This window comes from Allosphingosinicella sp. (assembly GCF_059502505.1).
The window spans coordinates 413,997-434,968 of record NZ_JCACEU010000019.1; the positions used below are offsets into that span (position 1 = coordinate 413,997).

The window sequence follows — 20,972 nt, forward strand, 5'->3', positions numbered from 1 at the left end:
GGGACGCTGTCTTGCCCTCGCCAGCGGCGTCCCGACCCCTTAGGATCGATACCAATGCGAACCGATCTTGATCATCTCCCTCCGGCAAAGCAGCGAGAGCTGGCGCGCGTTGTGCACATCCTAATGTCCGAGTTCGATGAGGTGACCGCCCGGGCCACCCAGCCTTGGCGGCGCAACGGCAAGATCTACAAGATCATCCTGTTCGGCAGCTACGCTCGGGATGATTGGGTCGACGAGCCGGAGAATGGCTACCAGTCGGACTTCGACCTTCTGATCGTGGTGAGCCACCGGGACCTGACGGAGATCGCGGACTACTGGTACATTGCCGAGGACAAGATCCAGCGCGATCCGGCGATTGGACGCCTCGTTAACATCATCGTCCACTCCATCGACGAGGTGAATCAGGCTCTGAAGCGGGGGGAATACTTCTGGGTCGATATCGTCCGCGACGGAATCGCGCTTTACGAGTTGCCGCAGCACGCGCTGGCCACGCCGATGCCGCTGACCCCGGCAGACGCTTACAGCATGGCTGCGGCCTACCTTGAGGATTGGCTCGGGAAGATCGACAGCGCAATAAAGCTTGCGTCATACGCCGTTGCCGAGGGTGAGTCGAAGGACGCAGCCTTCTTGCTGCACCAAGCGACTGAACGCGCCTACGATTGCTTCCTTCTCGTGCGTACGCACTACTTTCCGCGATCCCACAACATCAAGTTCCTGCGCTCTCTGGCAGAGGACATTGAGCCAACGCTGATCGAAGCGTGGCCCCGCGCCACGAAGCAGGATCGCCGCCGGTTCGAGCTGCTGAAGCGGGCCTATGTCGAGGCTCGCTATTCCGCGAGCTACACGATTGAAACGATCGATCTCGAGGTTTTGACGGCCTCGGTTCGGCGGCTGCGCGACATCGTCGAAGAGGTCTCGCGCGAGCGTTTGGAGCACCTACGAACAGAGGCTGAAGCGGGACAACCGTCCGCTCCGCTGCCTTAAACGCGTGGGGAGGGGTGCGCGTTAGAAACCGACCGGAAGCGGATTTAGTCGGCGAATCTCCTCGGTAGCCACCAGGCCACACCCATCTCCTTTCTCAGCCCTATGGCGCGGCGGCGACGGTTCGCAACCCGCGGCCCTGCGGCCCGTGTTGCCCTGCGGGCTGCCCGCGCCGGCCTTGGTCCGGGGTTCCCCTGCGGCTGCGCCTTCGGTGCATTCCGCCGCTTCGCGCGCGCCCTTCTTGGGGCTGTCGACGGGGTGGTCCCGGCGGCAGAACAGGAGATTTTCGATGACCAACACCGTTCTTCTCGTCGGCAACCTGGGCGCCGACCCCGACCTCCGCACCGCCAACAGCGGCACCGACATCGCCTCCTTCAGCCTCGGGACCAGCCGCCGGAAGCGCGACAGCGAGGGCAAGACCTACAAGGATGCCAGCGGTTTCACCGCCAAGGACACCGAGTGGCATCGCATCACCTGCTTCAACGGGCTGGGCAGGATCATCGCCCAACACGCGACCAAAGGCATGCTCGTCTCGGTCCGGGGACGCCTCCATTACACCCGCTGGACCGACAGCGAGGGCATCGAGCGCTACGGCTGCGAGATCATCGCCGACGATGTCCAGTTCCTCAGCCGGCCGCGGCAGTCGGGCGCCGGCGGCGGGTCGGAGCCGCAGCAGGATCTGGACGACGACGTGCCCTTCTGAGGCCGTCCATCGCCCCGGCGGCTTCGGTCGCCGGGGCTCCTTGCATGTTCTCTTGTGCTGCCATTCCACCGTCGAGAGGCTCCCTGGGCTCGCGCATCTTGGTGCGAGAGTGGAGGCGGCGGGGAGGAGGGTCTCGTCTCGTAGAGGCCTAGTGTGGCGGGCAGCGAAGCGGCTGATCAAGGCTGCGCGGTGCCCCCAATTTGCTGCGCAAATCGGCTCCCCCACGCCCCGCTCTGCGGCGCCTTCGGCGGCCCTGACAGCCGCCTCGCCGCCCGCTCCGCAGGCGCTGTCTTCGATCGGAAGACGATGCTGAGGAGACGGCAGATGAACATGATTTCGACCATCGGACGAGGGTGCGATGCGGCGCTTGAGGCGCTGAGGGCGGAGTTCGGGGCGGCTTTGGCGGAGCGGATCATCGAGGCTGAAGCGCTCGACTTCCTATGGGAGGCGCGCGTTCGAGAGCGGTATCTGGGACAGCAGATTGGCTGGGATTTTGACGATGAAGATGCGTCCCGGGAGCTCTCCCGGGTCGTGATTCTGACAGTTCTGGACGGACGCTGGTACGCTGGGATGTGCCTCGTCGATGGCAAAGGAGCCGCGGTGGAGCTGCTCTGGAAGCGGCAGTTTGGAAGCCGGGGAGAGGCTGAATTCGAGCTTCTTCGGGCGCGATAAGAGCGTCGGATCAGCTCTTGCGGGGGCGGCGCGGCAGCGTCGCTCCCGCTTTCTTTTTGCTCGCTCGGGTGCAGCTGCGCGCGCGATCGGTGGTGCTGGGGTGAGACGTCCTGGGAAGGATCTGCGCTAGGAGACAGAAGGGAGCAGGGGAAGGCAAGATTAAAGCAGTGCCTCCCTGAGGCCCTGAAAGTGGCGTCTGCACATCGTTTTTTGTGGAGGCATGCGAGGACGCATGCCTCCATTTGCTCCAAAAGTGGCAGAATTCTGCGGCTCTCGGTGGAGGACCTTGAAGCCGGTCCCTAAGCTCGCCTCATATCCTGTCATGGCGCAGGAAGAAGATTTTGAGCTGTGGCTTGGCCGCATCGGCGATCGCGGCCGTGGGAGCGGCAAGCGCTTCGCCAGTCGAATTCGGCAGGCGGCCCAGCTCGCCGGCGGCTCGAGGGCTCGTGGCGGTGCTCGGAAGTTCGACGGTAGCCGCATCGGCCGCGGTGCCGGGGCTGGGCGGGTGCTGTCGACCGCACTGAGGTACAGGGGCCCGACGGCGAGGCGCGTGCTCGTGAAGGCCAGCATTGTAAAGCTGGGCCGGAAGGGGCTTGCGCGAGCGACGGCACACATGCGCTACCTGCAGCGCGACGGGACAACGCGTGAAGGCGAGCGCGGGTCGCTCTACTCGGAGCGGGAGGATCGAGCGGATGGCAAGGACTTCGTCGCCCGGGGCGAGGGGGACCGCCATCAGTTCCGCTTCATCGTCGCGCCGGAGGACGGCTCGGAATACAAGGACCTGAAGCCGCTCGTCCGGCGGTTCATGGCACAGGCGGAGAAGGACCTCGGGACGAAGCTCGACTGGGTGGCCGTCGACCACTTCAACACCGGTCATCCGCACAGCCACGTGATCGTCCGTGGAAAGGATGATCGCGGCAAGGACCTGATCATCGCCCGCGAGTATCTGACGCAGGGGCTGCGGGAGCGCGCGGCCGAGCTGGTCAACCTCGACTTGGGGCCGCGCACGGAGCGGGAGATCTTTCGCTCGCAGCTGCGGGAGGTCGAGCAGGAGCGGCTGACTAGTATCGACCGGCGGCTGATCAGGTCCGTGGACGCGGAAGGGCTGGTCGATCCGCGGCGCGGGAGCTGGATTGAGCAGGACCTGCGCACGGCGCGGCTGCGGACGCTCTCGGGCATGGGACTGGCGAGCGAGCAGCGCGGCGGCCGATGGATGCTCGACCCGAAGCTGGAGACGACGCTGCGGGCAATGGGCCGGCGCGGCGACATCGTTCGCACGATGAACCACGCGCTCCAGGTTGCGATGCAGCCGCGGGCGCCGCAGGACCAGGCTATCTACGATCCGGATGCACCCGATGCTCGGCCGGTGGTCGGGCGGCTTGTCGCTTCCGGACTGGCCGACGAGCATGCTGATCGACGGTTCGTCATCATCGACGGAGTGGATGGGCACACCCACTATGTGGACGTCGGGGCCAGCGTCCTAGAGGCGCGACCAGGAGCGATCGTCCAGATCGAGGCGCGGCAGGCGGGCGTGCGGGAGGTGGATCGTACGATTGCGGCGATCGCCGCCGCGAGCAAGGGATGGTAACAGTGTCGAGCTTCATCAGTTCCGCGACCCGACGGCCTCCGAGGCGTTCGCCACGGCGCACATCCGCCGGCTGGAGGCCCTTCGTCGCAGCGGGCTTCCTGTCGAACGCGAGGTCGCTGGCTATTGGCTGATCCCGCCCGATCACTTGGAGAAGGTCGAGGCGCACGAGCGGCGACTTCGCGCCAGGATGCCTGTCACCGTTGCGCTCCTCAGCGGTGACCGGCTTGATCTCCTGCCCGAGCGCGACGGGACGACCTGGCTCGACCGGGAGATCGTTGCTGAGAAGCCGGTGGAGCTCGGGCGCGGATTCGGAGCTGAGGTTCGAAAGGCTATTGATCGGCGGATGCAATGGCTGGCGGCGCAGCGGCTGATCGATCTGGAGGGGGAGGATTACCGGTTCAGGTCGGACTTGGTGGATCAGTTGGAGAGGCGGGAGCTCACGGCCGCCGCCGCCAAGATTGGTCGCGAATCCGGGCGAGCCTTCCGCGAGCACGGGATCGGCGATCACGTGGAGGGGATCTGCCGCGGCAGGGTCCAAGTCGGCGACCGGAAGTTTGCGCTGGTCGAGCACTCGCTTGAGTTCAGCCTGGTGCCGTGGCGGCCGGTGCTGGAGCGGCAGATCGGCCGTGAGATTTCGGGCGTCGTGCGCGGCGGCGGTATCAGCTGGACGATTGGCCGTGAGCGGCAAGGCCCCAGCATCGGCATGTGAGCCGGGGACACGTGCGGCGAGCGGGCGCCTGATGCGTCGGAGGCGCCGTTTGGCCGAGCGCCGTCTGCCTCCATACTGGCGCTCCCATGAAGACCTTCAAAACCCGCCACCAATTCTACCTGCCCGACGATCTGTCGGAGGCTCTCGATCGGCTCTGCGCATCGTCAGGCTCATCGAAGACGGCGGTGCTCACCGAGGCGCTGAAAGCGGTGCTCGAGCGGCGCGCTGGGCACGAGCTGGACCAGAGGTTCGGCGTTCGCCTCGATCGCATGAGCCGCGGGCAGGAGCGGCTCGAAAACAAGGTCGACTTATTGGCCGAAGCCTTCGGCACGTTCGTTCACCATCAGCTGACGATGGTCGCTCACCAGCCGCCGTTCGATGATGAGACGCGGCAGCTCGGGCTTAAGCGATACCAGGCATTCATCGACCTTGTAGGGCGCCGGCTCGCGTCAGATTCGAAGCTGCGATTGGCGAGCCTCCGCGAACAATCCTCTGGATTAGAAGAGCATCGTCCGGGGTAGCTAGTGGCACCAACACCGGACGGCCGGAATTCTTCGTCATCGGTTCGCCCGCTTCGGCCGCCGCTCGGCGAAAGCAGACGTTCGTTCAGCCGCACCGTGACTGCAGCTATGCGCCCGTCCTTGTCGTTCAGCAGCCCACAGCCCATGGGCACTTAGCGCCAACAGCGGTCACTCAGCTGTCAGCCTGAGTTGCCCGATAGCGGAGAAGGCGGCTCGGCGCCGCGAGAGTGGCAGGGTCCTGCCTCCTGGCAGTTGTGGACGAGATCAAGATGATAGCCGGCAAGCTCGTAATGCGCTCGAACGCCGTCTGGATGATCCGCAAGCTGGGCGCGCCTGACTTCCTGCTCGCGCTCCCTGATAGAGTGAATGCGCGACAGATAGCGGAGTGCGGCGAAACTATCGCGGCCGGCCTTCCGACCTCGTCCACGACGGATTGGATTTTGGCTTATTTGGTGCTTGTTTGAATGTTAGACAGCGGCTCCTAGGAGCAGGGTGAGAGATGAGATTTCTTGATGTGTCACAGCGGATTAGGAGACGAGTCAGGCCGGATCGTCTTGCCCCAGGCCGAGTAAGGGGACGCGGGTCACTCACCGCCTGCTGTTCATGACGGGGTACTCGTGGGTCAGGATCGACACCCGAGACGATTACGACCAGTTGATCGGGCTGGTTGAGCCCCCGTTCGCGCCGGACAGGGTTGTTACCCAGCTCAAGGCGGCAATTCGCGACACGGTGCGCGGTGTGCTAGTCGAATTCGACTATATCGATAAGGACTACCGGAGCACCTATTACCGCTTTTACGCAAAGAAGGGCCGCACGTACCGCGACGATTGTGTGAGGCTGCACTTCTTCGATGCGGAGGTTGGCTTCGATGAGGCCACGACGGATCTCAAGTGGTCCACGGGCTCCCTCGATGAGCATTATTTCGGGTTCATCGTGCTCCGGCCGACGCTGATCGCCACAATCGGTCGCTCCATACTTTCTCCTGACGTGCGTGCCGGAGCTCGCGGTGTAGCAATTCAGGCAAGACACCGGGTGCATCTCCTCGGGCACACCCTGTCCGTGTGGGGTTTCCCTTCGATGGCGCAGCATACCGACATCTCGGTATGTGCCCATGTGTCCTGCTGGGCCATCCTGCGCCACTATAGCGAGCGCTACCCGCAGCATCGTGAGCTTCTGTTGCACGATATCACAATGTTAGCGAAACCATTCGACCCAGGTGGGATCACGCCGGCTCACGGCCTCACTATCGTCGAGGCGGAGCGTATCTTCCAGGCGGCGGGCACGTACCCAGTCATCGTGGGCAAGCGAAAAGGGGAGGAGGACCGCTTTTACGCGCAGATGCTCGCCTACCTCGAATCCGGGTTTCCCCTGTTCGGAGTGATGCGCAATCAGAAGCATGCAATCGTGCTGGTCGGCTATTCCTGGTCCATGCCGCCGGCGGGTCCGCCCTTCACGATCTCGCATGCCTGGGAGCAGGTGGAAAGCTTTCTGACAATTGATGACAACCTCTTCCCCTATGGCTGCGTCCCTGTGGACGCCGCACTCCCGGCGCCGCCGGACTCAGGGCCGCAGCCTGGCTACAGTTCGATCGACCTCGATGGCTTTGTTGTCCCGCTGCCCGAGAAGATCTTCTACCCTGCTCAGGCGGTTGAGACGCAGTCGGCCGAGTTCCACAAGCTGCTCAGCAAGGTGGAGCCATTGCCGGCGCATTCGCACCTGCTGCGTCGATATTTCGTCACGACCGTGTCTGCGCTGCGCCGGTTTGCACGCGACCGACGCTCGGAACTTGGGGACGAGCTCGTAAACATGATCATGCGCCTGAAGACGGCGCAGTTCGTCTGGGTGGTGGAATATGCCTCGCATGCGCAGTGGTGCGCCGGGCACATCGCCGCCCGGACAATCCTGGATGCGACGGCCAGTCCGCGTGATCCGATGCCTGTCTGGTTCGCTCATGGCGAACAATATGCCATTCATTTCGACCGCTCTTCCGCATCGCTCAAGCCAACGGCAGCGAAGCTCAACCGCCCAGCCGGTGCGCCGCTCGGACGGATGGAGCAGAACCTGCGACCGATTAGGTAAGACTTGGAAGACTAGAGTTGCTATTATGATCGTGATTGGCGAGAGGAAGGGGACCTCGCATGAATCAAGCGCTGAAAGCCTATCTAGAGAAGAGCGAAAAGCTCGAGCTCGATGTCGAAGCCTTCGAGGAGCATCTGCGCGCGATGACCGACACGGTAGTGCCCATCATCGTTGAAGACATCATGGAAGGTGAGCGCGTAGCCGCGGAACTCCGATATTCTCCCGTGACGACGAGTCGCAGGGACGGCTGACTCGCGGCGGGAGCTTCAGTCTTTCTTGAGTCGCTGGTAGGCGGCCTGCAGCATCGCCTCCAGCGTCTCAGCGCTGTTCGTATCCAGATTTGGATCCTCCCGGAGGATCTTGCCGACAAGCGCCAACGGCTCGGGCCGGGCCCGGGGACCGCTCACGAACTCCACTGGGTTAAGGCCTGACCAAGCGGCAAGCGCCGTCAGGCTTTCGGCGTCCGGCTGGCGCCCACGTCCCATCCTCGACAATGTCGTCTGCGAGACGCCGGTCGCTTCGCTGACCTGCTTCCAGTTCGCGCCGCGGCTGGCGAGCGTCGTCACGAGCGCCTTGTAGAAAGACGTGAAATCGAAGGTCGGCTTATCGATCACGGACAGCTCCGGCACGCAGTTGCTAAAAAGCAATTGAAAGGCGAATAGGCAAGTGCTACATAATTGCTCATCAGCAACCGAATGTCAAAGGAGACATCGAAATGATTGAGCAGCACGGCCCGAGTCCAGGCAGGGACCAAACGGAGGAGGATCGGGAGCAGGGCGGCGGCAAGAAGCCGAAGGACATTGAGATTCGGGTGAATAACAAGCCTGTGACTGTCGAGGAGAAGGAGCTTACCGGCGCCCAGATCAAGGAAGCCGCGGTCCGGGACGGCGTCAGGATCCAGCTGAACTTTGTTCTGCAGCAGGAGCTGGCGAACGGCTCCAGCAAGGTGATTGGCGACGCCGATCCGGTTCGGGTGCACCCGAAGATGAGTTTCACCGCCATCGCGCCCGACGACAACAGCTGAGGGTGGCGACGCGATGAACCAGGATGTTGCCGAAGCGGTGGAGGAACTGAAGCGCGCCTTCAGTCCCTCTGCCGTGACCGTCACCGAGGACAATGTGGGCGGAGCTTACGTCATCGTCGAGATCGTCGATCTTGGTCCTCAGTTCACGCCGCGACAGACCTGGATGGGGGGGCACATTCCCTCCCTGTATCCGGCGGCAGACATCTATCCCGTCTTCATCGGCGCCGACGTGCAGCGGGCGGGAGGGCGAGCCTTCGAGGTGCCCGTCACAATGGGGCACAGCTTCAACGGACGCCCCGCAATCCAGATTTCCCGGCGCAACAACCAGATCCACCTGGCCAGTCAGACGGCCGTGGCAAAGTTCATCAAGATCCTCGACTTTCTGGAGAAGCTTCCATGACCGCCACCTGTGACCTCTGGATCACCGCGCGAGACCATGATCAGCTGATGGCACATCTTTATCCCGGCGATGATGATGAGCACGGCGCTGTCCTCCGCGCCAGCTTGGTCGAAACCTCACGTGGGCCGCGCCTGCTCGTATCCGACGTGATCCCGGCGGAGGAGGGTGTCGAGTATGTCGAAGGGCAGATCGGCTACCGAGCGCTGACGCCGCGGTTCATCCACCGCCAGATCCTCGCGTGCCGCGAACGCGGCCAGGTTTATCTGGCGGTTCATAATCATGATTGCGAAGACGAGGTGGCATTCAGCCCCATCGATCTTCGCTCACACGAACGCGGTTATCCCGCGCTGCTCGACATTGCCGATGGCCTGCCGGTGGGGGCGCTCGTCTACGGTCGGCGGTCCGTCGCCGCGGATGTGTGGCTCCCGGAGGGGCATCGGCTGGCGCTCGGCGAGTATCGTATCATCGGACCGACGCTCAAACGGCTCTATACGAAGCCGCGCAGCGGCGCCGCCCCAGCGCGCCGGCATGATCGTCAGGTCCGGATGTTCGGTGCCGCCGGTCAAGCTCTGCTTGCCGAGGCGAAGGTGGCGGTGATCGGCCTCGGCGGCGTTGGATCTCTCATTGCCGAGCAGACGGCTCGGCTCGGCGTGGGCGAGCTGGTGCTGGTCGACAACGACGTGATCGAGGATACCAATCTGACACGGGTGGTCGGAGCGACCCTTGCCGACGTCGAGAGCAAGCTCCTCAAGACACAGATCGCCATCCGCCACATCCGGGAGGCTCGTCCCGACGCGGTGATCAGGCCCGTGGCAGGCGATGTCGCGAGCCGGGCTGTCGCCCGGGAACTTCGCGATTGCGACTTCATCTTCCTCGCCGCCGATTCCATGCGAGCCCGGCTGGTGGTGAACGCGCTCACCCATCAATATTTCGTGCCGGCGGTTCAGCTGGGCGCGAAGGTGCGCCCGGGCGATCATGGCGAGCTCCTCGATGTGATGAGCGTCATTCGCCACGTCCGGCCCGGCCAGGGCTGCCTCTGGTGCAACGGCTGGATCGACGCGACCCAGCTGGCAATCGAAGCCAAGTCCGATCAGGAGCGCAAGGATCAGGCCTATGGCGTCGAGGAGCCGAATCCGAGCGTGATCTCGTTGAACGCCGTTGCCGCCGCGCACGGCCTGAACGACTTCCTGCTCGATTTCCTCGACCTCCGACCGCGCGGGAGTGAGCATCTCTACGAGCATCACCGCTTCCTCGAGCAGACCGTCCAGCGTGTGATCCCGCGCCGCGATCCTGCCTGCCGCGAATGTGTCCGGCGTTTCGGGCGAGGCGATGCGCTCGAACTGCCGAGCATGAGCAAATGAGCGGCGGAAATTTCACGTTTGCGGGCGGTGGTCGTGCCCGGAGCCTGTCCGATGAAACTGCGACGAACCGAAATGGACCTTTCGCCAGTCGGTTCCTGCGCAGCCTGGGTCCTAATGGACCGGTTAGAAGGAAGGAGCTTTGAGATGACGTTCGAAGAAGGACATTATGTCGTGCGGTTCAGCACGCCCTTGGGGGACGGCGCGGGTGTCGCCTATCTGGCCGGCGGCAAGCTGCGCGGTGGTGACAGCATGATGGCTTATGTCGGAAGCTACAATGAGGCCGGCGGCCGAGTGGAGGCAGACGTTCGGGCCTACAAGCATACGGACGTTCCCGGCATGGCGTCGGTCTTCGGAGCCGATGAGGTGGACATCAATCTTTCCGGGACCGCGAGCGGCGGGAATCTCGCTCTGACGGGGACGGCTCCTCAAGCGCCTGGCGTTCAACTCCAGGTGCAGATGGAGCGGCTTCACGACTAAGCGGCAGACGATCCAAGGCCGGAGTGCAGCGAAGTGCCGCCTCCGACTAGGGACAAATCCGGGAGCCGCCGCACGTGACCCCACTGCAGGGTGCTGGCGCAAGCGCAGCAGCTCATGGCTGGCGACGACCGGTGACACAACTGCGCGTCCGGAAGGTTCGTCGCCTCGAGACAAAGCTAGGAGAAAACATGACGGATGAAGAGAAGGAGATCATGGCTGCGGTCGAGCGCTTCGCGGCGACTGTGACTGTGCCGATATTGTTCGAGATCCGCCCGGATGTCGTTGATCAACTCGGTACGGGAACCCTGTTCGAGCATGAGGACCGCTTGTTGCTCATCACCGCCCGGCATCTGTTCGATGAACATTCGCCAGACGATCTCGTGATCCCCAGCACCAACACCACCCAGCTTCACGGCATTGGCCCGTATGATCTATACCGTGCCGACGTTTCCGACATCGATCTTGCGGTTATAGAGATGAAGCACGCCTCGGCCATAGAACGTGCGCGCGCAAGTTGGTCGGTGCTCAGTCTCGACAATGTCGGCGTCGCCTCGCCAGCCGGGCATTTCGTGATGGCCGGGTACCCGTCAGTGAAGAGCAAACGCGTAGGAGGAATGCTTGGAAGCACTCTCCTTACGCTCCACACGGGCCGGCTTGCGGAAGTGCCGGCGCAAGCCGATCTGCCCGTCCATCCCGACCTCGACCTCTTCTTCCATTATGAACCCACCGGCGAAACGCTCAACGGGGACACGGAGGCCGTGCCGAAGCTGCCGGGATGCAGCGGCGCTTCCGTGTGGGAATATCGCGAGCCGGAAAACATGCTCTTCTGGACCCCGGCTCAGTGTCTGAGGATCGTGGGCGTGCAATCGGGTTACAAGCCCAGCGCCGGCTATTTTCGTGCGAAGAGCTGGAAATATGTGCGCTCGATGCTCGAGCGGCTGACTCCGGAAGTGGTGGGAGCTTAGGGATCTGGCTCGCGAGTGCCCGGCTGGTATGTGCTCTCCGGTTTATACCGTTTCGCCAACCCTCTTCCGTCCACGCAGCTCGGAGCCATAGGCGAGAAACTCCTTGTCAATGTCGCGCGGGCGGACCTGCGCTATTCCGGATGTGCCGTGATCAACACTGTCCCGCGCAGACTAACGGAAGAGCTGCTTGCATTTTGCCGCAGCCTGTCCCCCGAGCGCCCGGTCTTCGTTCGATCCAAACCGTCTTCGGACGCACAGCGGTCCGCGTGTTTCGACAATGTACAGCGGAAGGTTGAACGGGCTGGCGGAAGTGTCGCCTATGGCTGGGCAATCTGGAATCTCCCAGGCGCCTATTTCGAAGCCGAGCACCATGGCGTGTGGTGCGATCGCCACGGGCGGCTCATGGACGTCAGCCCTCAGCCGGCTGGTTTCCAGAAAATCCTATTCCTGCCGGACCCGGCCGCAGTGTATGACCCGCAGACCTTCCGCAGCAACGTCATCGCCGCCGAAAGCGGGAACGACGCAGCAGCGGCGTTTGTCGAACTCGCACGAGCCAGATATGCGATTTTGGATACTTACCGGGCCAAGGGTGCTCGCGTGGCATGGCTCAGTCCGGCAGACCAGGCGATGCTGACGAGGATCGAAGGCCAGCTGCAGGCGCTGTGGCCGCTCCTGTCCCGGGGAGTAGCCGGAACTTGATCATGCCGTTGTCGACAGTGAGGCGGCTGCAGCCAGAGCGTCTGCTTAGCGCAGAAGGGGTCTCCCCCGCGGCAATCTCCAGCGACCACTCGTCTTCCGTGCCCGACAGAATGGCTGCAGTGCTTCTCCACAGCGGCGCTGGTTGTCGGCCAACTACGGATTCGTGGAGTAGCGCGATTATTGACCAGCCCTCAGGTCCCGGCGGCGGCCCGCAACAGGCTTTTCCGCGTGTGGTTCGCCTCTGCTAAGGCTGCGATACTTCCAGACGCTCATCAGCCTCACATCGTCCGGCAGAGATCTGAGCAGTCTTGTCGTTCGGCGATGCACGACCGCTTCGCGCCCATGGCCGCCGTTCCGATGAGCGCGCTGGAACGTTGCTATGGGCGCTACCCGGTCGCGACTGCTTGGCGCTCGTAGCTGCCGCTCAGGAGAGCATCCTAGGACGACAAGGTAGTCTCGGCAATGAGCTGATACGCGTACTTGAGCGCATCGCTTTGACTCAAACCAGCTCGATGTCTTGCTGTCTTGCGTCGACCATTTCTCCTGTAATCGACCTCCCAAGTCGTGCCCTTCGAGGTGATGATCAATTGCTCAGACGATCCGCTGTAAAGGCACTCCCAAGTGTCTGGGGCAATCCTTCGCCAGTCACGGGCGATCTTAAGTCCCTCAAGCGCATCGCGGAACGCAGCCGCGGTGGGGTATCTCTTCGACGGCTGCTTAGCGCATGCCGTCTTCACCACCTTTTGCAGCCGTTTCGGCACTCGTGGATGGAACCCCAGACCGTCCACTAAAGTGCCGGCCTGCATTCGACTGAGCACGCCCCCCGGACTCCCGAAGGCGGTAAGCAGGGTCGCTTTCCAATTGGCGATCAAGTTGAGAGCACGGAATAGTGTCAGACCTGCCGCAAAAATGTCAGTCGACACGTCGTACGTTGGCGTTGGCGGAAAGCACTCGGGCGCGCGATTTAGCACATACTGGAGGTTACTCACGGACGCACCAGTGGCGGCGACCATCGCAATTCCGAAGTCCGAAAGCTGCCCACCGCCGCCCAAGAGAATGTTGGCTGGTTTAACGTCGCGGTGGATGACGGTCGGATGAGCATGATCGAGCCCGAACAAAACGTTCTTCATCAGAGACACCAGTTCACCGAGCGGAATCTCTTTCTTGATGGCATCCTCCAAGCTGCCGCCAGGGACGTATTCCATTTCGATAAGAAGGTATTTGTGTCCTGCGCTGTCCTCCCAAACCGCGGCGGATCTCACTTTGACGATGTGCGCGTGATGGGAAAGGTTCAGTAATTGCGCTTCAAGTGCCGGAGCGTTGCTATTGGCTGGGTCAATCGAGACAACCTTCAGAGCGGATACGTGCGCCATCATCGTGTTGTCGCACAGATAAACATCGCCGAAGTGGCCGCTTCCAAGGCGCTTTTTGAGGGCGAAATGTCCGCCGACCGTCGTGCCGCTTAAATCCGGCCGGCTCACAGCACGGCCCAGGCGGCAAGTGCTGCCAGTCGCTCGCTGTCGGTCCAATTCGGTGGGTGGGTTCCCAGTACCGCGTCAGCGCTCTTGTAGCGGTTCGTAAGCCAACTGGCGCCTCGGTTCGTGAAGAAAGTCTTTGAGAAGTTCAGGGCGATGAATTCTTCACACGACAAAGAGTTGTCCCGTGCACTGACATTCAGAGCTCCAAATGGAAGTACGATCCCCGCTACTTGATCACGAGTTTCAGCATTCATGCTAAGCACGTACGCAAGACGATCGGGTGAGTATGTCGATATTACATTTCCGAAGAGATTTCTCGCATTTTGAATGAACTCTGGGCGATCATCGATCAACGTCAAAGGTCGACGTTCGTGCAGAACAACAGCAGCGCTCGAAGTCTGGCCTTCAAGAACAACGAACCTTATAATGCCTTTAGAAGCGTGAAAACCGATTGTGCGCACTCGACCAACCCCTCTCAAGGAGGCATCTCCCGCCGCCACGTCTTGCTAGCGTCGGTGACCACCCTGGCAGTGACCTATATCAGCTATGACTCATTTATCTTGCGCAATGTAATTGCCATTCCAAGTTGCGTCGCTGGCGCTCGGCCAGGCAAAGGCAGATGACTGCATAGGGCGTATGTGGGACGTGTCGCTGACGCTCAGATTGTGCCACCGAAGCCCAGCAAAATGTTACCCATACGTTATTACCTAGCGGGGCGGTAGGTAACAGAGAAATGGCGGAAGACTGGCGCGCCCGGCAGGACTCGAACCTGCGACCCCAAGCTTCGTGCAGGCTACGCTACCGGATCATGCTTGGGCGCTGAAGCCCAAATATCCCAGCATCTTCACCGACGAGCCGAATCAGGAGGACGTGGTCGAGGAAGGCTGCGCGATCATGGCCCACTCCGCTTGCACGCCCGCTGTTCGCCACGAGGCAGGGGTGCATGCCTGCATCCTGTTCCTGTTTTCCCTCACTCCAATCTCGGATACAGCTCCCGGTGCGCGGGTGGATCAGGCTCAGCCGCCGCGCATAGCCGCCGCGCGCCGCTGTGCCCCAATCGTCCCGCGTCAGCCGCAGTCGCACGTCACCCGACATCGCTTCGGCTTCGTCCCTTCCTTCCAACCCGGCGTAGGGCGCGGCCTGGGTGTCTCCGAGCGCCGTCTGCATCAGCAAATCCACCAACTTCCAGAACTTCGCATCCGACACTGCCGGGGTGCCGGGGAGGTGCGCGTTCAGCTCCAACGACAGGCGGGTTGCCGCTGTCTCCGTCCCTGCAATCCGATAGATGAGCCGATCCTTGAACAGTTCGCCCCCGACCTCAACAGAAGGAGATTCCGCCCACCATTCCCCATCGTAGCCGTGGTGGTAATCGCCGGTAACTAGGCCCTGGCTCTCTAGGAAGGCCTGCGCCGCATAGGGGGACCAGCCATTCACCCATGCCACCGGGGGCGGATGCCGCTCACGCCTGCGCAGCTCGCGCAGCTGCCGGATCGCGCGGCGGATGCCTTCCCGGTCTTGCATTTCTTCCTGCTGGATATTGCGCATCAGTCGCCGGAACAGGTCCATGTCCGTCCGAGCCGCCGCCATCCCCCGCCAGATGGCGTAGCGGCGCAGCTTGCGGTCACCCATCGTAGCCCGCAGCCGCAAGCTGGCGTTCTCGTAGCTGACCCACAGAATCAGCAGGTACAGGAAGGGCAGAAACATGAGCGACAGCAGCATCGGCACCGCCAGCTCGCGCGCCGTAGCCAGGGTGGCGAAGTCGCGCAGCTCCTGAACGATGTGGCCGAGGCTGTAGATCAGCAGGCTCGATCCCGCCAGGACCTGGAGGAACGTGAGCAGCCGGACGGCCGGCGCGGCGTTGGGCATCGACTCGCCAACCACGATCATGCCGCCGATCATGACGAGTAACGGCACCAGGATTAGCTCGCCCCACAACGGGAAGGTGTAGAACTCCGCGACGAACACGATCAGCGCCGTGGCATTAACCGCTTCCTTGCCAAGGCGGCGCAGCGGGCGTGGCTCCGTCTCGAGCTTGGCGACATCCATCATAGTGACGAAGGCAAAGGTGAGGCCCCAGAGCAGCGTCGTTTTGAGGTTCGCCCACTCCCACAGGCCCACCTGCCACAACAGCCAGACGCAGGCCGCGCTGTAGAGGGCCGCTCCGCCAAGGCTGAGCAGGATTTTGTGCTGGAGGAAGGCCTTCACCAAGCCGAGCAGCGAGCGCCGAACCTCGCCGCTGCGCATGGAGTAGGCGAGCACCAGCCCGAGCCAGATCAGAATTGCTATCTCTCGGCTATTCAGCTCCATGGCCGAAGCTTTTCCTCGGCCTCAGAGAAGTCGTCCAGAGAAACTGGATCCGCACGAACAAGCTCGGGGCCATCACGCTTATTCCGGTCTGCGCTCAAGCCGATCTTCTCGGGATGGACCGACAATAGCACCTGCCAGACACACGCGACCCGACTAGGCCTGCTCAGGGCAGCATGTTGAGCGCGGCGACCGTGCCCGGATCAGCGATCCGCAGGCGCTGCGGCCAGCACCTGCGTCGAACTGGCTTCTCATTTGGCTTAAGGAAGGCTGAGCTCGTCCCATATCGCTCGCTACCTAGCCTGCTACCTATTGATTTCGAGCAGGAGGAGAGGGGGCTGCTAAGTGTTTGAAAAGGTGGTGGACGCACTAGGGCTCGAACCTAGGACCCGCTGATTAAGAGTCAGCTGCTCTACCAACTGAGCTATGCGTCCATGCCGAAAGGCAGATGCGGCGGTGTTCGCCGGAGGCGGCCCGCTAGCATGGGCCATCTGGGGGCGCAACCTTGGAAAGTCAACGCCTGCGGTTGCGGCGGGTGTCGCGGTCGATCGACATCAGGATGCCGAGGCAGATCATCACCGTCAGCATCGCCGAGCCGCCATAGGAGAAGAGCGGCAGCGGAATGCCGACCACTGGCGCCAGGCCCATCACCATCAGCATGTTGATAGCAAAATAGAAGAAGATCGTCATGGTGAGGCCGGCTGCGGTCAGGCGGTTGAAACGGCCCTTGGCCTCGCTCGCCACGTTCATCCCCCAGCGGAAGAGCAGGTAGAAGCAGGCGATCAGGAACAGACCGCCCGCCAGCCCCCATTCCTCGGCCATGGCCGGGAAGATGAAGTCGGTATGCTGCTCGGGCAGATAATGGAGGTGGCTCTGGGTGCCGTTGAGGAAGCCCTTGCCGAAAATGCCGCCCGATCCGATCGCGATCTTGGACTGGGTGATGTGATAGCCGGCGCCGAGCGGATCATCCTCGGGACTGAGGAAGATCAGCACCCGCTTCTGCTGGTGCGGCATCATCAGCACATTGTAGGCGAACGGGATAGCGGCAGCGACGGCGAGCCCGCCACCGACGAAATACCAGAGGGGCAGGCCGGCGAGGAACATCACCGTGATCGCCGCGAACAGCAGCAGCAAGGTGGTGCCGAGGTCGGGCTGCAGGATGATGAGCGCAACCGGCACGACGAGGATCGCGATCGGCGGCCAGATCGCGCTGAACTTTCGGATCTCGCCAGGCGGCAGCGAGCCGTAGAAGCCGGCCAGCAGCAGCACCGAGACCGGCTTCATCAGCTCGGAGGGCTGAATGCGGATCGGGCCGAGCTCCAGCCAGCTCTTGGCGCCGCCGCCGATCGTCCCGATCACGAGGGTCACGATCAGCAGCAGGATGACGACGAAATAGGCTGGCCAGGCAAGCTCGCGATAGGTTTCCGGCCGCACGTAGGACATGCCGACGGCGATCCCGAGCAGGAAGAAGAAGCGCACAAAATGGGGCAGCGCCCACGGCATCAGCGAGCCGCCCGCGGCCGAGAAGAGGCACATGCCGCCGAACGTGCCGATCGCGAGCACGACGAACAGAAGCTGCCAGGGCTGGTGGGCGAGATTGCCGGGGACGATCGAGGTCGTGCTCATGTCCGGGACGCCAGTCTGGTTTCGCTTGCCGTCGGCGCCTTCGGCTTGGGCGGGTGGGCGGCGGCCCATTGCTCCGCCTCGCGCTTCATCCGGGTCGCGATGTCGCCGCCCCAGCCTTCCTCATGCTTCAGCAAGGCTTCCATCGCCTTGTTCCTGTCGAACAGGTAGGTGAGCACATCCTTCGCGACCGGCGCGGCGGCGCGCGAGCCGCCCATGCCGTGGTCGATCACTACGGCACCTGCGTAGCGCGGGTTGGAGGTCGGCGCGAAGAAGACGAACAGCCCGTGGTCGCGATATTTCCATTCGCCGCTCTGGCCGCGCTGGCCGCCGGTGATGCGGCGCACCTGCGCGGTGCCGGTCTTGCCGCCCATCTCGATCCCGGGGACTTCAAGCCGGCTCCGCCCGGCAGTGCCGTTGCCGTTCACCACCTCCCACATCCCGGCCCGCGCGGCCTGAAGATGCTGCTCCGGAATGCCGAGCGGCTGCGGGAGCGGCTGGTTGCGCCGCAGCAGCAGGGTTGGGAGGATCTGCCGGCCGGACGCGATCCGTGCCGCCATCACCGCCAGCTGGAGCGGATTGAGGATCACATAGCCCTGACCGATCGCAGCGTTGAGTGTATCGGATTCGCGCCAGCGGTCCTTGTACTTGCGCTCTTTCCAGGCGCTGTTCGGATAGGTGCCGTAGCTTTGCGAGACCACCGGCAGGTCGTATTTCATGCCGAGCGTCATCTGCTCCGCCATCGCCGCCATCTTGTCGATGCCGATGCGGCGGCTCATCGCGTAGAAATAGGAATTGCAGCTCTTCGCAATCGCGCGGTGCATGTTCATCGGCCCGTGGCGGCCGAGGCAGCGGAAGAAGCGGTTGCCGAGCTGATAGCCGCCGCCGCAATAGACGACGTCGTCGGGATCGACCCCGCCTGCCTGGAGCGCGAGGCTCATCATCGGCTTCAGCGTCGAGCCCGGCGGATAGAGCGAGTTCAGCGTCTTGTTGAGCAGGGGCTTGCGCTCGTTGGCCGAATACATGGCCCATTCGCTGCGGCCGATGCCGTCGGAGAAACTGTTGGGGTCGTAGGCCGGCATCGATGCCATGCACAGGATGTGGCCGGTGAGGCAGTCGATGACGATGCAGGCGCCGGATTCGGTGCCGAGGCGCCGCGCCGCATAGGCTTGGAGGCCCGCATCGATGGTGAGGGGGAGGGTATCGCCGCTCTCGTCCGATAGGGTGGAGAGCTCGCGCACCAGCTTGCCGCGGGCGGTAACCTCGAGCCGCTTCGCGCCCGGCTTGCCGCGCAGGCGCTGTTCCATCACCTCTTCAAGACCTTCCTTGCCGATCTTGAAACCGGGCGTGATCAGAAGGGGGTTCTTCTCCTTCTGATATTCCTCCTTGTTGGCGGTGCCGACATAGCCGACCAGATGCCCGACCGCGGCGCCTTCCGGATAGAAGCGGCTGAAGCCGCGGAGCGGCGCCACACCCGGCATCTCCGGCAGGCGCAGGGTGACGGCCGCATATTTCTCGAACGGCAGGTTCTCGGCGACGGCGACCGGCTGATAGCCGGCGGCCTGGTCCAGCTCCTTCTGGATGCGCTCCACCTCTTCCAGCGGCAGCTCGAGCAATTGTGCCAGCCGCGGAATGATCCGCTCAGGCTCCTTGAGCTGGTCGGGAATGAGGTCCACCCGATAGTCCGAGCGGTTGATCGCGATCGGTCGGCCGCTGCGGTCGACGATCCAGCCCCGCCGCGGCGGCACCAGCACCATCTGCACCCGGTTCTCCTCGGAGAGGAGCTTGTAACGGTCGTTCTCGGCGATCGAGATATAGGCCATGCGGCCGGCGAGCAGGGTGGCCACGCCCGCCTGCAATCCGCCCAGCACGAACGAGCGCCGGGTGAAGGTGTAGACCTGGCTGTTCTCTGTAACGAGAGGCGGCGGCTTCTTCCGTCTCATCGCGTCAGCCGCCATCTGTCGAGCATCAGCACGATCCGGGCGACCACCGGATAAAGCAGGATCGAAGCGCCGATCTGCGGCCACAATATGCCGAATTCGGCCGTGCTGCCCATCCAGCGGCCGATCACCCAGTCGCCATAAGTGTAAGCGAGGATGAAGAGGGCGGCGAACAGCCAGTCCATCCAGTAATCGCGCCACACGACGCGGCTGTCGATCACGTCCATGATCAGGAACGTCGCGGTCCAGAGCGCCACCGACTGGCCGAGCGGATGCCCGGCGAGAAGGTCGTTGAGCAGGCCGAGCCAGATGGCGGTGGTGGCGGACCAGATTTCCGGCCGCAGCAGCCGCCAGGCGAGCAGCACCAGGAAGGCGAAATCGGGTACGACCGGCGTGCTGACGATGACCGGCAGGATGTTCAGCAGGCAGGCGAGGATGGTCGAGGCGATCGGAACGTAGCGGCGCCTCAGATCCTTTCGCCGCACATCGCCTTGGGTGAGGGCGATCCGGGCCATTATTCCACCGGGACCGCTTCTGCCGGGGCGGCCAGCGGAGGCGGCGGCGGCGCTTCGGGCGCGGCGACCGAGAGCGGCTGGTTGGCGGCGGGCATGAAGACGCGCTGCACGATGGCGCGGTCGACCCGGGACGGGTCGGCGATCGGCCTCGCTATCGTCGTGTCCTTGTCCACCTTCACCACCATCGCCACGGGAATGCCGGGAGCATAGATGCCGCCGACGCCCGAAGTAATGAATATATCACCGGCCCTGAACGGATTCTTGCCGACTTCCAATGGCTTGATGTCGATCGTGCCGTCGCCGCGGCCGGTTGCCATCGCCGGCGTCCCGTCGCGGACCAGCCGCACGGGAACGTTGCTGGCGCCGTCGGTAACGAGCAGCACGCGCGCCGCCCAGCGGCCGGTCTCGACGACCCGCCCGATCAACCCTTCGGGCGCGCGCACCGGCTGCCCGATGCGGACGCCGTCGGAGGAGCCGGCCGAAAGGGTGCCGAGCCGGCGGCTCGAATCGAAGCTCGAGCCGACGATGCGGCCGACCGTCACCTCATCGGTGACCTGTTCCTTCAGCTGCAGCAGCATCTTCAGCCGCTTGTTCTCGAGCTCCGTCGCGCGCGCCTGGAGCAGGCGCTGGCGCATCGACTTAATGGTCTGCTCAAGCTCGGCGTTCCGGCGCGCCGCGAAGAAATAATCGGCAACGGCAGAGCCGCCGCCAGCGACGGCGTCGACCGCGCCGCGGCCGCCGGCGGTCACCGGGCTGGTGATGTCGAGCGCGGTGCCGCGCACCGCGTTGAACGTGGCCGGATTGAGATAGGCGAGCAACAGCAGCAGAGCGGCGACGACGACGCCGCCGATCGCGGCGACATAGCCGAAGAACATGCTGTATTGCGCCTTGCGGGAAAAGCCCGGGCGCCGTGTCTTGGGCGGCGCCATCGCC

22 protein-coding genes and 1 tRNA gene are annotated in these 20,972 nt (G+C 63.3%); 15 read left to right on the forward strand and 8 right to left on the reverse strand.

The annotated features are described in order from the left end of the window. Window positions 1-54 precede the first annotated feature (54 nt). The 9 genes from AC5JBD_RS14560 (at window position 55) to AC5JBD_RS14600 (ending at window position 7,504) form a co-directional block, all read left to right on the forward strand. The gene (locus tag AC5JBD_RS14560) at window positions 55-984 is read left to right on the forward strand and encodes a HEPN domain-containing protein (protein WP_495722532.1); all 930 of its coding nucleotides are present in this window, start codon (window positions 55-57) and stop codon (window positions 982-984) included. Window positions 985-1,270: 286 nt separating this feature from the next. Beyond that, window positions 1,271-1,684 (forward strand): single-stranded DNA-binding protein, encoded by a 414-nt coding sequence (locus AC5JBD_RS14565; RefSeq protein WP_495722533.1) that lies wholly within the window; start codon window positions 1,271-1,273, stop codon window positions 1,682-1,684. Between the two features lie 324 nt (window positions 1,685-2,008). Next, on the forward strand, window positions 2,009-2,356 hold the full coding sequence (locus tag AC5JBD_RS14570) for a hypothetical protein (protein WP_495722534.1): 348 nt from the start codon (window positions 2,009-2,011) through the stop codon (window positions 2,354-2,356). A 322-nt stretch (window positions 2,357-2,678) separates the two neighbouring features. After that, window positions 2,679-3,944 carry a DUF3363 domain-containing protein gene (locus AC5JBD_RS14575; RefSeq protein WP_495722535.1) on the forward strand — a complete coding sequence of 422 codons (1,266 nt, stop codon included), beginning with the start codon at window positions 2,679-2,681 and terminating at the stop codon, window positions 3,942-3,944. Beyond that, window positions 3,910-4,653 (forward strand): DUF3363 domain-containing protein, encoded by a 744-nt coding sequence (locus AC5JBD_RS14580; protein ID WP_495722536.1) that lies wholly within the window; start codon window positions 3,910-3,912, stop codon window positions 4,651-4,653. The genes AC5JBD_RS14575 and AC5JBD_RS14580 overlap by 35 nt, the downstream gene beginning before the upstream one ends. A gap of 86 nt (window positions 4,654-4,739) precedes the next feature. Further along, window positions 4,740-5,174 (forward strand): ribbon-helix-helix domain-containing protein, encoded by a 435-nt coding sequence (locus AC5JBD_RS14585; protein WP_495722537.1) that lies wholly within the window; start codon window positions 4,740-4,742, stop codon window positions 5,172-5,174. A gap of 254 nt (window positions 5,175-5,428) precedes the next feature. Next, on the forward strand, window positions 5,429-5,638 hold the full coding sequence (locus tag AC5JBD_RS14590) for a hypothetical protein (RefSeq protein ID WP_495722538.1): 210 nt from the start codon (window positions 5,429-5,431) through the stop codon (window positions 5,636-5,638). 139 nt (window positions 5,639-5,777) lie between these two features. Beyond that, a complete protein-coding gene (locus AC5JBD_RS14595; protein ID WP_495722539.1) occupies window positions 5,778-7,253 on the forward strand; it encodes a hypothetical protein in 1,476 nt (491 codons plus the stop codon). A 59-nt stretch (window positions 7,254-7,312) separates the two neighbouring features. Further along, complete coding sequence (locus AC5JBD_RS14600; protein ID WP_495722540.1) at window positions 7,313-7,504, forward strand: hypothetical protein; 192 nt, start codon at window positions 7,313-7,315, stop codon at window positions 7,502-7,504. Between the two features lie 15 nt (window positions 7,505-7,519). Here the strand turns inward: AC5JBD_RS14600 and AC5JBD_RS14605 are convergent, their stop codons facing one another. Then, on the reverse strand, window positions 7,520-7,882 hold the full coding sequence (locus AC5JBD_RS14605) for a hypothetical protein (RefSeq protein ID WP_495722541.1): 363 nt from the start codon (window positions 7,880-7,882) through the stop codon (window positions 7,520-7,522). An 86-nt stretch (window positions 7,883-7,968) separates the two neighbouring features. Here AC5JBD_RS14605 and AC5JBD_RS14610 point away from each other — a divergent pair, with 86 nt between their 5' ends. The 6 genes from AC5JBD_RS14610 (at window position 7,969) to AC5JBD_RS14635 (ending at window position 12,179) form a co-directional block, all read left to right on the forward strand. Beyond that, window positions 7,969-8,277, forward strand: a complete 309-nt coding sequence (locus AC5JBD_RS14610) for a multiubiquitin domain-containing protein (RefSeq protein WP_495722542.1) — start codon at window positions 7,969-7,971, stop codon at window positions 8,275-8,277. Between the two features lie 13 nt (window positions 8,278-8,290). Then, window positions 8,291-8,677: a hypothetical protein gene (locus AC5JBD_RS14615; RefSeq protein WP_495722543.1), complete on the forward strand. Its 387-nt coding sequence runs from the start codon at window positions 8,291-8,293 to the stop codon at window positions 8,675-8,677. Further along, complete coding sequence (locus AC5JBD_RS14620; protein WP_495722544.1) at window positions 8,674-10,038, forward strand: HesA/MoeB/ThiF family protein; 1,365 nt, start codon at window positions 8,674-8,676, stop codon at window positions 10,036-10,038. The genes AC5JBD_RS14615 and AC5JBD_RS14620 overlap by 4 nt, the downstream gene beginning before the upstream one ends. Window positions 10,039-10,182: 144 nt before the next feature. Continuing rightward, window positions 10,183-10,515: a hypothetical protein gene (locus tag AC5JBD_RS14625; protein WP_495722545.1), complete on the forward strand. Its 333-nt coding sequence runs from the start codon at window positions 10,183-10,185 to the stop codon at window positions 10,513-10,515. Window positions 10,516-10,703: 188 nt separating this feature from the next. After that, the gene (locus AC5JBD_RS14630; RefSeq protein ID WP_495722546.1) at window positions 10,704-11,480 is read left to right on the forward strand and encodes a hypothetical protein; all 777 of its coding nucleotides are present in this window, start codon (window positions 10,704-10,706) and stop codon (window positions 11,478-11,480) included. Window positions 11,481-11,495: 15 nt separating this feature from the next. Then, entirely contained in the window at window positions 11,496-12,179 is a 684-nt protein-coding gene (locus tag AC5JBD_RS14635; RefSeq protein ID WP_495722547.1) for a hypothetical protein, read from the forward strand. Between the two features lie 437 nt (window positions 12,180-12,616). Here AC5JBD_RS14635 and AC5JBD_RS14640 read toward each other — a convergent pair whose 3' ends face one another. The 7 genes from AC5JBD_RS14640 to AC5JBD_RS14670 form a co-directional block, all read right to left on the reverse strand. Then, window positions 12,617-13,660, reverse strand: coding sequence for a serine/threonine-protein kinase (locus tag AC5JBD_RS14640; RefSeq protein ID WP_495722548.1), 1,044 nt, complete (start codon window positions 13,658-13,660; stop codon window positions 12,617-12,619). A 795-nt stretch (window positions 13,661-14,455) separates the two neighbouring features. Further along, window positions 14,456-15,964 (reverse strand): hypothetical protein, encoded by a 1,509-nt coding sequence (locus AC5JBD_RS14645; RefSeq protein WP_495722549.1) that lies wholly within the window; start codon window positions 15,962-15,964, stop codon window positions 14,456-14,458. A 355-nt stretch (window positions 15,965-16,319) separates the two neighbouring features. Next, window positions 16,320-16,395: transfer RNA gene (locus AC5JBD_RS14650), tRNA-Lys, on the reverse strand. Between the two features lie 79 nt (window positions 16,396-16,474). Continuing rightward, window positions 16,475-17,587, reverse strand: a complete 1,113-nt coding sequence (gene rodA, locus AC5JBD_RS14655) for a rod shape-determining protein RodA (protein ID WP_495722550.1) — start codon at window positions 17,585-17,587, stop codon at window positions 16,475-16,477. Continuing rightward, on the reverse strand, window positions 17,584-19,527 hold the full coding sequence (gene mrdA, locus AC5JBD_RS14660) for a penicillin-binding protein 2 (RefSeq protein ID WP_495722551.1): 1,944 nt from the start codon (window positions 19,525-19,527) through the stop codon (window positions 17,584-17,586). The genes rodA and mrdA overlap by 4 nt, the downstream gene beginning before the upstream one ends. Next, window positions 19,524-20,039: a rod shape-determining protein MreD gene (mreD, locus tag AC5JBD_RS14665; RefSeq protein WP_495722552.1), complete on the reverse strand. Its 516-nt coding sequence runs from the start codon at window positions 20,037-20,039 to the stop codon at window positions 19,524-19,526. Before mreD ends, mrdA begins: the two co-directional genes overlap by 4 nt. Beyond that, entirely contained in the window at window positions 20,039-20,968 is a 930-nt protein-coding gene (locus AC5JBD_RS14670) for a rod shape-determining protein MreC (RefSeq protein ID WP_495722553.1), read from the reverse strand. The genes mreD and AC5JBD_RS14670 overlap by 1 nt, the downstream gene beginning before the upstream one ends. Window positions 20,969-20,972 lie beyond the last annotated feature (4 nt).

Bases quoted from the DNA above. Each gene is read 5' to 3' on its own strand.
- AC5JBD_RS14610 (WP_495722542.1), top strand. From the start codon at position 7,969: ATGATTGAGCAGCACGGCCCGAGTCCAGGCAGGGACCAAACGGAGGAG.
- rodA (WP_495722550.1), bottom strand. From the start codon at position 17,587: ATGAGCACGACCTCGATCGTCCCCGGCAATCTCGCCCACCAGCCCTGG.
- AC5JBD_RS14570 (WP_495722534.1), top strand. From the start codon at position 2,009: ATGAACATGATTTCGACCATCGGACGAGGGTGCGATGCGGCGCTTGAG.
- AC5JBD_RS14585 (WP_495722537.1), top strand. From the start codon at position 4,740: ATGAAGACCTTCAAAACCCGCCACCAATTCTACCTGCCCGACGATCTG.
- AC5JBD_RS14645 (WP_495722549.1), bottom strand. From the start codon at position 15,964: ATGGAGCTGAATAGCCGAGAGATAGCAATTCTGATCTGGCTCGGGCTG.
- AC5JBD_RS14670 (WP_495722553.1), bottom strand. From the start codon at position 20,968: ATGGCGCCGCCCAAGACACGGCGCCCGGGCTTTTCCCGCAAGGCGCAA.
- AC5JBD_RS14615 (WP_495722543.1), top strand. From the start codon at position 8,291: ATGAACCAGGATGTTGCCGAAGCGGTGGAGGAACTGAAGCGCGCCTTC.
- AC5JBD_RS14630 (WP_495722546.1), top strand. From the start codon at position 10,704: ATGACGGATGAAGAGAAGGAGATCATGGCTGCGGTCGAGCGCTTCGCG.
- AC5JBD_RS14560 (WP_495722532.1), top strand. From the start codon at position 55: ATGCGAACCGATCTTGATCATCTCCCTCCGGCAAAGCAGCGAGAGCTG.
- AC5JBD_RS14565 (WP_495722533.1), top strand. From the start codon at position 1,271: ATGACCAACACCGTTCTTCTCGTCGGCAACCTGGGCGCCGACCCCGAC.
- mrdA (WP_495722551.1), bottom strand. From the start codon at position 19,527: ATGAGACGGAAGAAGCCGCCGCCTCTCGTTACAGAGAACAGCCAGGTC.
- AC5JBD_RS14600 (WP_495722540.1), top strand. From the start codon at position 7,313: ATGAATCAAGCGCTGAAAGCCTATCTAGAGAAGAGCGAAAAGCTCGAG.
- AC5JBD_RS14625 (WP_495722545.1), top strand. From the start codon at position 10,183: ATGACGTTCGAAGAAGGACATTATGTCGTGCGGTTCAGCACGCCCTTG.
- AC5JBD_RS14620 (WP_495722544.1), top strand. From the start codon at position 8,674: ATGACCGCCACCTGTGACCTCTGGATCACCGCGCGAGACCATGATCAG.
- AC5JBD_RS14575 (WP_495722535.1), top strand. From the start codon at position 2,679: ATGGCGCAGGAAGAAGATTTTGAGCTGTGGCTTGGCCGCATCGGCGAT.
- mreD (WP_495722552.1), bottom strand. From the start codon at position 20,039: ATGGCCCGGATCGCCCTCACCCAAGGCGATGTGCGGCGAAAGGATCTG.
- AC5JBD_RS14595 (WP_495722539.1), top strand. From the start codon at position 5,778: ATGACGGGGTACTCGTGGGTCAGGATCGACACCCGAGACGATTACGAC.